Below are 11,276 nucleotides of genomic sequence, written 5' to 3'. Positions count from 1 at the left end.
TTAATTGACCCACGGAAAGTAGAATGAAATGAAAGAAGAATTGCAGATTAAGCCTGACTATCTTTTGCTAAGCAAAGAAATCATCCACCTTCTGTCAATTGACCTTCAGAAAGCCTCGAAGGAGCGTCTGGTTTTCGGTATTGCAGGCGAATCCGGAAGCGGGAAATCTGTAACAGCAGTTTGTCTTTCACAATACCTGGAAGAGCTTAAACTGAAAGCTGAAGTACTTCATATGGATGACTACTTCAAACTCCCGGCTGCAGATAATCATCAGAATAGATTGAAAGGGTTGGAGAATGTGGGCCCTCATGAGGTCAATCTGCATATTCTTGATCAGCATATTGAGGCTTTTCGAAAAAAGGAAACTGTTATGGCTCCACTTTCAGATTTTCAGGGCAATTGTTTCAAACAACAAGTACTCAACTTTAAAAACGCTGATGTCCTCATAGTTGAAGGTACGTATACACTTGAGTTACAAAACTACGATCATCGAATTTTCATTGATCGTGATTTTAGAGACACACTTTCTGATAGAATAAATAGAGGTCGTGAAGCCTTTGATCCATTTGTAGAAAAAGTTTTGCAAATTGAACATGACATCATCAAGGAGTATCGTTCTACAGCCGATATAATTATCGATAAAGAATTCAAGCCATCGCTAAGACGATAAATTCTCGATATCAACTGAAGAAATAAGCTGCAACCGACCTATGAAAAAACCTAAATTATCGTTTTGGCAAATCATCAATATGAATGTCGGTTTTTTCGGCATTCAATACAGTTTTGGTTTACAGCAAAGTGCGGTAAACCCCATATACGATATGTTAGGGGCATCGCCCGAAGAAATACCTATCCTAAACCTGGCAGGGCCCATGACAGGCCTGTTGATTCAGCCTGTCATTGGAGCCTTGAGTGATAAAACCTGGCACCCGAAATGGGGAAGAAGAAAACCGTTTTTTCTTATTGGTGCTATCATGTGTAGTCTGGCCTTGTTTATCTACCCTTTTAGTAGCTCATTATGGATGGCGGCTGGTCTTTTATGGATTTTAGATGCAGGTAATAATACGGCTATGGAGCCTTACAGGGCTTTTATAGCTGACACCCTTGATGAAGAGCAGCAACCGACCGGTTTTCAAGCCCAAAGTTTCTTTACGGGCTTTGGTCAAACCTTGGCAAACCTTTCACTTTTCATTTTTCCTTTAATGATCGTTGGTAAAACAGGCTCACTCCCAAACTGGGTTTATGCCTCCTTTTTCCTGGGAGCAGTTTGTTCTATTGCTTCTATCTGGTGGAGCGTAAAGACTACACCAGAAGTTACACCTTCACCTGAGGAAATAGAAAAAATAAAGAATTCAAAAAAAGGCCTTTTTGCTCCTTTTGTCGAAATATTCTCGGCTATTGGTGATATGCCCAGAGTGATGTGGCAGTTAGCTTTAGTTTATTTGTTTCAGTGGTATGCCTTGTTTTGTTACTGGCAAAACTCATCTAAAAGCATTGCCCTGTCTGTCTATAATGCTACGCCAAAATCTGATCCCGCTCTTTACGAAGAAGCTGTTGGCTGGACAGGCCTAGTCAATGGCTGGTACAATATCGTCACCTTTCTTTCTGCCTTTGGACTTGTTTGGTTTGCCAAAAAATTGGGACCAAAATATGTTCATTTAATTTGTTTGATTCTAGCGGCCGCAGGCTTCTTAGCCTTCCCTCATATTGAAAATAAATATCTACTTTTTGTAGCCATAACCGGCTTTGGAATAGGCTGGGCCAGTATGATGGGAATACCATATTTGATGGTAGTGGGTGACATCCCGAAAGAAAGATATGGTGTATACATGGGTATTATCAATATGATGATCGTAATACCTATGATCCTTCAAACCTTGACGTTTGGTTATGTTTTGGAAAACTTCCTAGGCAATGACCCTAGAAATGCCATCAGTTTTGCCGGGGTATTGCTCATTCTGGCTAGCGTGGCCTTGCTATTCCTAAAACCAAGTAAGCAAACAGCCACTAGCACACCTGCTCCAGCTTCTCATTAAAAACTTTTTGAATTAAATATTGACGAAAGTCATATTGAAAAGATTTTAGAGTGTCTTTAAAGAGTACAAAGCTTCCTTTCTACTCTTAAAGCTCTTATAAAGCCTTGCAAGGCATTTTCTATAAAGTATTACTGAAATCAGTAGGTCAATCATTCGTTATTTACAGGGTTTGAGGAAAGAAAAAATAATTTTTCATGACCAATAACAATGCAGCTGTAAATTGTTGTGATCTTAAAAAATTCCTACTTTTGGCACTTCATTCTAAAACCCCGTAATCAAAAGTATTACATGAATTACGATTTAGATTTGGTACCGGAGCGTACCCCTAAACCTCGCGAGGCTGGATTGACCATGGTCATGGATAAAGGTCTGAGCATTCGTGAAATTGAAGATCTACTTACTACTTCATCAGAGTATATGGACATAGTGAAGTTTGGCTGGGCCACTTCATATGTTACACCTAATGTACAGGATAAAATCAAAGTTTATAAAGATGCCGGCATCCCGGTTTACTTTGGAGGAACTCTCTTTGAGGCCTTTACAGTAAGAGGGCAGTTTGAAGACTATCTGAGAGTATTGGATAAATTCGGACTGGAACATGCAGAAGTATCAGATGGCTCTATTACTCTTCCGCATGAAGAAAAGTGTGAATACATCAGCCGCCTTTCTAAGCATGTAAAAGTGTTATCTGAGGTCGGTTCTAAAGACGCAGAGAAGATTTTCGCCCCTTATAAATGGATAGAAATGATGCAGGCCGAGCTAGATGCTGGTGCCTGGAAAGTCATTGGCGAAGCCAGAGAAGGTGGAAACATCGGACTTTACAGAAGTAGCGGAGAGGTAAGACAAGGGCTGGTAGATGAAATTATTCATGCTATTTCTCCTGAGAATATTATCTGGGAAGCACCTCAAAAAGGACAGCAGGTTTATTTCGTGAAGTTGGTAGGTTCTAACGTAAACCTTGGTAACATAGCCCCTAACGAACTTATTCCTCTAGAAACTATCAGACTGGGTCTGAGAGGAGATACTTTTGCGACTTTCCTTCCTGATGACATCAAGAAAAAGTACAAATTAGGTAAGTATTATCAAGACGATAGAATTCGTCAGGACGACTAATTACTGATCCATAGCCATGGAAATAATACACTTCCTTTTAGACTTCCTTAAGGATCCCTTAGCTATGCTTCAGGGTTTTTTGAATGAGTATGACACACTAACGTATGCCATCTTGTTCATGGTTATTTTTGTAGAAACAGGCTTTATTGTGATGCCCCTGTTACCGGGTGATTCACTCCTATTTGCCACAGGTTTATTGGCCTCTACCACTGGACAACTGGATGTTAGGATAATTATTCCGCTGCTAATCTTAGCAGCTCTACTGGGTGATAATGTCAATTATTTCGTGGGTAAGAAATTCAGTGCCTTTATCAAGTCAAAAGATAAAATACTCTTCCTTAAGCGTGAGTACATCACCCAGACAGAAGAATTTTATGAGAAGCATGGTGGCAAAGCCGTTATTCTCGCCCGTTTTATGCCTATTATCAGAACTATAGCTCCTTTTGTGGCTGGGGCTGGTAGCATGAAATATTCTAAATACATTACTTACTGTATTTTGGGGGCTGTCCTTTGGGTAACTTCAATTACACTTTTGGGATTCTTCCTTGGCAATAACGATTTCGTGAAAGACAATTTTGAGAAGGTTGTTCTCGGGATCGTATTTGTGAGTATTGCTCCTATGATTATCGGAGTTATAAGAGCTAAATTCTTCCCGAGTAAAAATGCATAATGACAAAAAGCTTTTTGGCCTCATTGGTTATCCATTAACTCATTCTTTCTCAAAGAAATATTTTATTGAGAAATTTGAGCAAATGGGCATTAGCGATTCACATGCCTATGAGCTTTTTGAGATGCAGAACCCAAATGATTTCCCAAAGCTTTTTGAAGAAAATTCGAATCTGCAGGGAATTAATATTACGATCCCACACAAACAAGCAGTGTTTGGCTTCTTAGATGGCCTTGATAAATCTGCTGAACAAGTAGGTGCCGTCAATGTTGTTAAGAATGACGATGGCAAACTCATCGGCTACAACTCTGACTTTTACGGTTTCCAGCGTTCTCTAAAAGAGTTTATGGTGGATATCCCAAAAGGCTTGAAAGCACTTGTTCTCGGAAATGGAGGAGCTGCCAAAGCAGTCATCGCGGCCTTAAAAGATCTAGAAATAGAAGTAACTTTAGTGAGCCGAAAAGCCTCTGAAATAGCGATCGACTATGAAAAGGCAAAAACTGTTATCTCTGATCATAAATTAATAGTCAATTGTACTCCTTTGGGTACATACCCAAAAACAGATTACTCACCCGATTTGGCTTATGAGAAACTAAACGACGAGTTTTATCTGTTTGACTTGGTGTATAACCCTCCGGTAACCCAGTTTTTACAAAAAGGAAAAGACCATGGAGCTAGCATTAAAAATGGCTATGACATGCTGGTCTATCAGGCGGAGAAATCCTGGGAAATCTGGAATAATTAAGCTCTAAAGCAATATCTTATGAAATATAAAAAACACGTCTTTATCTGTACCAATGACAAGCCGGCACCAAAAAAATGCTGTAGCAGCGAAAAAGGTATGGAACTGGTAAACGCCTTTAAGGAAAGTTTGGCTGAGAAAGGTCTGAATAGAGAAATAAGAGCTCAGAAAACAGGATGTCTGGATACTTGTGCCTTCGGCCCGGCTTTAGTGGTTTATCCTGAAGGTGTTTTCTATGGAAAAGTAACACCAGATGATGTTGAAGAAATTGTCGAAAAGCATCTCATCAACGATGAGCCTGTAGAAAGGTTAAAACTGGACTTTTAAGTTTGTTCACCTCCAAAAGGCATCTCTTCTTTGATCTGGATCACACCTTGTGGGATTTTGAAAAAAATGCTGAAGAGTGTCTTCATGAAATTTTTGACACGAATAATTTTCAGAATTTTGGAATCAACTTTCAACAGTTTTTTCCAAAATTCTCTGAAATAAACAGATCTCTTTGGACTCAGCTTGAGCGAAATGAGATTACACATGAAAAGATCAGAAAAGAACGTTTTCAGCTCTGTTTGAACGAAATGGGAGCTCATGTTTCTATAGATGATTCTGAAAAGTACAATCAACTCTTTCTTGATCTCCTACCCAATAAAACCAGTCTCATAAAAGATTGTATCCCCGTACTAGACGAACTGAAAAGTAAATATGTCTTACACATTCTGAGTAATGGGTATTTTGAGATTCAGCTGAGAAAACTCTCCAACAGCAAAATAGAGCATTACTTTAAAGAGGTCATCACTAATGACATTGCGGCAGCTAGAAAACCAGACGTTAGGATTTTTGAGTTTGCTTTAGCAAAAGCCAAAAGCTCTAAAAACGAATCCTTAATGATTGGCGATAGCCATGAAGCAGACATCAAAGGTGCTGAAATGGCGGGCATCCAGGCCATTCACTTTGATCAATATGACCGGGACGAAACGTCTCGGCACTCACCCAAAATCAAAGAATTAAGCCAGCTACTTGACTACTTATAAGTCATACGAGTCTTATCTTTGAAACACTAAACTCTTATTTATGGATTATTTAGAGGTTACCATTGAGGTAAATTCTGAGTTCGCAGAAATTATCATTGCTGAACTCGCAGAAATAGGTTTTGACACCTTCCTGGAAAATGATAATGGACTGCAAGCCTATGTTCTTGAAGAAGATTTTGAAGAGAGAGCCTTTAAATCTTTAATGGAAGAATACTCAGAAAAAACCTCTTTGTTCTACTCTCTCAAAGGAATAGAAAAACAAAACTGGAATGCTGAGTGGGAAAAGAGTTTTGAACCCATCACGGTCAATGACCAGGTAAGAGTCAGAGCTACATTCCATGAAGCCTCTTCTGATTTCCCATACGAAATTGTCATTACCCCTAAAATGTCATTCGGCACGGGGCATCATGAGACTACCTCTCAAATAATGGCATTACAACTAGAAACAGATCATCAAGGAAAATCTGTTTTGGATGTAGGTACAGGAACAGGAATCCTGGCCATACTAGCAGAAAAATTAGGAGCCTCAGAAGTAAGGGCTTTTGATATTGACGAGTGGTCTGTGGAAAACACAGAAGAGAATATCGAGCTCAATGACGCTAAAAATATATCTGTGGGTTTAGGCACCATTGCCAATGAGCAACACCAGGAATATGATATTGTCATCGCCAATATCAACAGAAACATCCTTTTATCTGAGATGAATACATATGCTGAGTTCCTCAAACCAGGGGGAACTTTGATGCTCAGCGGGTTTTATGAAAAAGATAGCACGGATATTGAATCAGAATGTTCCAAACACCAACTCAAAAAAACAAAGCTCATAAGTAAGAAGAACTGGGCAGCTGTCGTTTTTAAAAAGGATGAACTTTAAGGAATTGATAATCAAAGGTCAAAGTCAAAAAATACTCTTTTTTTTCCTGCTATTGCCAAGCCTGCTTTCTGCTCAGGTGATCAGACTAGAAAAATCTACTGATGGCTTTATAGAAAGCTATGAGAAGCTCTTCAAAGACTCAAAAAACGCGACAGCGATAGCTGAATTTGAGCAGTTCAAACCGCATTACACCGACGACTTTTCTGCTGAGCAAAAACAAAGCTTTATAGAACTAGCTCTAAAAATGGCCGGCAGAAACCATAAAATGCCCGAGTACTATTTTTTGAATATACTCCTTAATAATTCCTTTGACCCGCTCAATTTTGATGACAACTCTCGCGGTAAGTTAATCCACAACCTGAGTTATCTGGTTGCAGAGCAACCAAGTTCTAAAGCCGTACAGTTGTTTAAACAACTGAATGTATTCATCACAGAACGAAAGATTTACGATTCCAAAGTCAATAGACTTTATGCCCTGGAAGGTAGTTTTTCAATCGAATATTATGAAAATGAAACAGATTATTTCAATGATGATCTGGAAGCTGCGGCAGAGGTAACAAAAGAACCTGAAGAAGATTTCGGGCTTTTTGATGACTGGAATAACCCCGATGAATATGATCCATGGGATGATCCTTCTTTGAGCATCAATCCCAACGATTTCGACAGGCTAATTCCTCTACCAAAAATAAAAGGGTTGGTGGTACAGATTGAAGGCACAGACCTGGTTTTGGTCAGTCCCTCTGACTCCGCGGTTCTGAGCAACACAAGCATAGCTGTAGATCTTTTATCTGGGAAATTAGTGGGCCAAAACGGCACTTTCGACTGGGACGAACAGGGCATCCCCGATGCAATTGCCAATCTTAGTAAGTACACCATGAAGCTTTCTGAGCCATATCTGGAAGCTGAAAAAGTAACACTTTCTTATCCTAGTTTTTTGGCGGATAGTGTTGAAGGTGTTTTTGAATACAAAGCCGAAAACAGACGAAATGGAGAGCTTAGCACCTACCCTCGTTTTAAATCATATGAGAATAATGCCAACTTTAAAAACCTGGAAACCAGTCTTACCTACAAAGGTGGCTTTTCATTGATCGGCAACAGGCACTATTCTACTTCTCTCTACCATAACGTTTCCACAGTTTTTGTCAATAAAGACAGACCAAACTCTTTCAAAGTAGAAGGCAGAAGAATTGAATTTACAGATACATTAATCACCTCGGAGCAGGTGGCTTTTACGAGTTATATCAAAGAAGACTCAATCTATCACCCGGCAGTAAGATTTCGGTATGACGTCCAAAATAAGTTCCTCAACCTTTACAAGGTAAGACAAGGTGGGTTCAGAAACTCTATGTATTCTGACACATTTCACGAAATGGATATCAGATCAGATGCCATGAAATGGGATCTGGCATCAGGCAAAATGGACTTTTACATTATTGCCGGTAAAGAGGAGGTACCTGCCATTTTCCAGGGATTTAACTATTACAACCAGGCACACCTACGAGAACTCAGTAATTATGTGGGCTGGAATCCGCTCGTATTTCTCGGCAATTATGTCTACAGAGTTAGAAGAAACCGTTTTGATTTATTTGAGATTCAAGACAAAATTAATTTACCTAAAAGACAGATTAAGGAAGGCCTGCTGGTAGCAACACAAATGGGCTTCCTGGATTACGAACCTCATTCAGACAGCTATTCACTCAGCAGAAAAGGGCTGCACTACTTTAAGTCTTCTATTGGTAGAGGCGACTATGATGACCTCGTTTTTCAGTCGTATTCTGAGGGAGGAGAAAATAATGCAAGTATTGACCTTAACTCCAACGCCTTGGATATCGGCGGAACCTCAGAATTCAGGCTCTCAGATTCATTGGGCATCCGTTTCTTACCTACCAATAAAGAACTAAAGATGGAGGGCAGCAAATCCTTTAAATTTGCAGGCGAAATCAGAGTCAAAAACTATAAGGTCTTTGGCGATTTCGAAGTAGACTATGAGCGTTTTCTGGTTAATCTAAAACGCATCGACTCCATTACATTTACGCCTGTTGATGTATTTAACAGCGGTACTGTGGTAGATATTGGAGGACATGTAGAATACGGCAAAACAGGCACGCTATACCTAAATGCTCCGGATAATAAATCGGGTAGAAAAAAACTTCCGCAATACCCAAGACTAGTCATAGATGATGGTGCTCTGGTAAGGTTTAATGACAGCACCAGACGAAACACCACTTATCCTGACGATGTCTTTTTCAAGATTGACAAGATTGACCAAGACAGCCTGAATTCTGTGGACATGGCCTATGAGGGTACTTTTGTCTCTGGTGGGATATTCCATCCGATTAGAGAGACATTAATCGTGATGCCGGATACAAGTATTGGCTTTGAGCACAAACCAACGGGCGAATACAAACTGTATAAGAGTAATTCTTCTTTCGACTTTGCGGCCAATCTTATCATGAATAAAAATGGCCTTCAATCCACCGGGGAGCTTAAACACCTTGCGGCTACAGCAAAAGCTGATTCAGCTCTTTTTGAATATGATCAGCTCAGCCTTAGCGGCTCAAATGCCAAAATCACAGAGGAATTTTCGGGACAAAAAATTTACTTCCCCGATGTAAGCATCAGTGAGCATAAATCAATCTGGAAACCAGGCGTAGACAGTTTAGTCATTGACTCAAAAGACGCCTTTACATTCTATAATAAGAGCACCAGCCTAACCGGCAAATTGGTAGTAAGAGAAGCTGGTCTTTACGGACAGGGTGATTTGAAAAGAAGTGACTCTGAGGCATCTTCAGACGGCATCAAGTTCAATAAAGAGGGCTTTGAAGCAGAAAACTCGGAGTTTATTGTGAAGTCTGAACAAAATGACGGCAGCCCAATTCTGAAAGGTGAAAAGGTAAAACTTAATTTTGACGTAGAACGTCAGATAGTAAATATATCTCCTGAAGATGGCGACTTCAATGACACGATTAGTGCTTCTATCGCATTCCCATATGCAGCATACAAAACCACAATTGATAACGCTACATGGAGTATCAAGGAGAAGAAAATCAGAATGCAAGGGAATGTTGAGAATTCAGTTTTTTCCTCTACAGCTAAATCACAGTATGGCTTGGCATTTAATGGTGAATCTGCCCTCTATGATATAGCCGCCAATACGCTAAATATCAATGGCGTTCCGGGTATAAAAACCGTAGATGCCATTATCATTCCTGAGAACGGAGAAGTAGCAGTACGAAGCGAAAAGCTTTTACCTTTTGCCAATGCCACTGTAATAGCGGATACGCTTAATAAATACCATAGACTAGCCAACGCCAATATCACTATTAACTCTAAATTGAGTTATGAAGGTGATGCCTCATACCAGTTTGTGAATGTGAGTTCAGACACTTTCAATATTAAAATGGGAAGTTTCGAATTTGCCGAGATCAACGAAGAAAGACAAATCTTAAAGTCAAAGAAATCAGAAAAGCTGTCAACCATTGCCCGAGCAAAAGTTACAGAGGCAGACAGTATTTTCCTTTCGCCTAAAATGCTCTACATAGGGGAGCTGACCATGCTTGCTCCTTTTAGAAATTTGAGCCTTAGAGGGCAGGTAACACCAGTGCTTGACCAGTATCCTGTTCTTGGGAAAAACTGGATCAACTACTCCGGAAATAAATCTGAGGAAATTCAGATCAATGTAGACGAGACGCTTAAAGATGGCGGGAAAAGACTATTTGCAGGACTCCACCTCAATCCTTCGGCGACATCTGAGAGCCTTTACCCGACATTCTTGTCGGCTAAACGCCAGAATGAAGATCGGGATGTCTTTTTGGCTCGTGGTGTTTTCAGAAGAGATGAACCGAATAAAAGATTTATTATACAATCTCAGGAGACCAACCCTCGAAACTCACCCGGCAATAGCTATGAATTATATGATGATCTGGGTCTCATAAAACTCAATGGTGAATTCAGCCTTTTGAGCTCAAATCTTGCTGAATATATGCAGACGGTAGGTCAAGCTCAGCTTGAGTTAGACTCCCTGACTTATACCTTTAATTCATTGATCAAGTACAATTTCCCTGTACCGCCACCAATGCTGGCCAAAATGGGAGATCATATTGTCAAAACCAATCTTGATCAAGGAAGTTTAGAACCGGCAATCGCTTTTGAGGATACTAGTTTCCTTGCCAAAATAGCTCAATTTATTGGTCCTAAAGGTGCTCAGGATTATAAGGAACAGTATTACAAAGGTCATGTGCCTTTGTTTAAACAGTCTCCTAAATTCTTTGCTACAGCAGTCTTTAGTGATCTTGACCTAAAGTGGAATCCGGTATTTAACAGCTACCATAATGCTGGCAGTATTGGTATATCAAACATTGGCGAAACAGATATAAACGCTAAGGTTCCGGGCTATTTTGAGATCATTAAAAATCCTCACAAGGGTGATGAAGTCAATTTCTTCCTGGAAGTTTCCTCAAGCGTTTGGTATTATTTTGCTTATAAGGATGGCCAACTCAGTCTGGCTTCGTCAGATTTTGAGTTCAATAAAATGCTGACAGACAAAGAAAAAGCCTCCGCCAAAGGCGTAGAACTTTTAGTAGCAGACATGGCAGACGCCATGAACTTCAGAAAACGATTCCTTATTTCTTATCTGGAGGTAGATGCTTCTGTGTTTGACAAACCGACACGAACGCCGGTGAGCACTCCGGGACAAGTAGCCCCTGTGGCTATTCCGCAGCAAGAAAGCAGCCCGGCAGCCGCTCCTAAAAAAGAGGAAGAAGTTCAGGACGGGTTTTAACCGATATTTTCACGACCTTTGCACCTCAATTTGCAA

9 protein-coding genes are annotated in these 11,276 nt (G+C 40.1%); all 9 read left to right on the top strand.

Annotated features, from left to right (window positions below; all coding sequences use genetic code 11):
• Positions 1 to 28 precede the first annotated feature (28 nt).
• The gene (locus ACUXV0_RS15595) at positions 29 to 670 is read left to right on the top strand and encodes a uridine kinase family protein (RefSeq protein WP_446190500.1); all 642 of its coding nucleotides are present in this window, start codon (positions 29 to 31) and stop codon (positions 668 to 670) included.
• Between the two features lie 40 nt (positions 671 to 710).
• A complete protein-coding gene (locus tag ACUXV0_RS15590; protein ID WP_446190499.1) occupies positions 711 to 2,036 on the top strand; it encodes an MFS transporter in 1,326 nt (441 codons plus the stop codon).
• A 288-nt stretch (positions 2,037 to 2,324) separates the two neighbouring features.
• Positions 2,325 to 3,149, top strand: a complete 825-nt coding sequence (locus ACUXV0_RS15585; RefSeq protein ID WP_446190498.1) for a phosphosulfolactate synthase — start codon at positions 2,325 to 2,327, stop codon at positions 3,147 to 3,149.
• Between the two features lie 16 nt (positions 3,150 to 3,165).
• Positions 3,166 to 3,819: a VTT domain-containing protein gene (locus ACUXV0_RS15580; RefSeq protein WP_446190497.1), complete on the top strand. Its 654-nt coding sequence runs from the start codon at positions 3,166 to 3,168 to the stop codon at positions 3,817 to 3,819.
• On the top strand, positions 3,812 to 4,561 hold the full coding sequence (locus ACUXV0_RS15575; RefSeq protein ID WP_446190496.1) for a shikimate dehydrogenase family protein: 750 nt from the start codon (positions 3,812 to 3,814) through the stop codon (positions 4,559 to 4,561). Before ACUXV0_RS15580 ends, ACUXV0_RS15575 begins: the two co-directional genes overlap by 8 nt.
• A gap of 18 nt (positions 4,562 to 4,579) precedes the next feature.
• Positions 4,580 to 4,885 carry a (2Fe-2S) ferredoxin domain-containing protein gene (locus tag ACUXV0_RS15570; RefSeq protein ID WP_446190495.1) on the top strand — a complete coding sequence of 102 codons (306 nt, stop codon included), beginning with the start codon at positions 4,580 to 4,582 and terminating at the stop codon, positions 4,883 to 4,885.
• Between the two features lie 2 nt (positions 4,886 to 4,887).
• Entirely contained in the window at positions 4,888 to 5,586 is a 699-nt protein-coding gene (locus tag ACUXV0_RS15565) for a YjjG family noncanonical pyrimidine nucleotidase (protein WP_446190494.1), read from the top strand.
• A 40-nt stretch (positions 5,587 to 5,626) separates the two neighbouring features.
• Positions 5,627 to 6,460, top strand: coding sequence for a 50S ribosomal protein L11 methyltransferase (prmA, locus tag ACUXV0_RS15560; RefSeq protein ID WP_446190493.1), 834 nt, complete (start codon positions 5,627 to 5,629; stop codon positions 6,458 to 6,460).
• A complete protein-coding gene (locus ACUXV0_RS15555) occupies positions 6,450 to 11,240 on the top strand; it encodes a hypothetical protein (protein ID WP_446190492.1) in 4,791 nt (1,596 codons plus the stop codon). The genes prmA and ACUXV0_RS15555 overlap by 11 nt, the downstream gene beginning before the upstream one ends.
• The last annotated feature ends 36 nt before the right edge of the window (positions 11,241 to 11,276 follow it).

This window comes from Jiulongibacter sp. NS-SX5 (assembly GCF_052828545.1).
The sequence above is the reverse complement of the archived record's forward strand: the minus strand, read 5'-3'. Positions and strand labels throughout refer to the sequence as shown.

Excerpts from the sequence above, each read along its gene's own strand:
- ACUXV0_RS15590 (WP_446190499.1), top strand. The coding sequence starts at position 711 with ATGAAAAAACCTAAATTATCGTTTTGGCAAATCATCAATATGAATGTC.
- ACUXV0_RS15580 (WP_446190497.1), top strand. The coding sequence starts at position 3,166 with ATGGAAATAATACACTTCCTTTTAGACTTCCTTAAGGATCCCTTAGCT.
- ACUXV0_RS15595 (WP_446190500.1), top strand. The coding sequence starts at position 29 with ATGAAAGAAGAATTGCAGATTAAGCCTGACTATCTTTTGCTAAGCAAA.
- ACUXV0_RS15555 (WP_446190492.1), top strand. The coding sequence starts at position 6,450 with ATGAACTTTAAGGAATTGATAATCAAAGGTCAAAGTCAAAAAATACTC.
- ACUXV0_RS15570 (WP_446190495.1), top strand. The coding sequence starts at position 4,580 with ATGAAATATAAAAAACACGTCTTTATCTGTACCAATGACAAGCCGGCA.
- ACUXV0_RS15585 (WP_446190498.1), top strand. The coding sequence starts at position 2,325 with ATGAATTACGATTTAGATTTGGTACCGGAGCGTACCCCTAAACCTCGC.
- prmA (WP_446190493.1), top strand. The coding sequence starts at position 5,627 with ATGGATTATTTAGAGGTTACCATTGAGGTAAATTCTGAGTTCGCAGAA.
- ACUXV0_RS15575 (WP_446190496.1), top strand. The coding sequence starts at position 3,812 with ATGCATAATGACAAAAAGCTTTTTGGCCTCATTGGTTATCCATTAACT.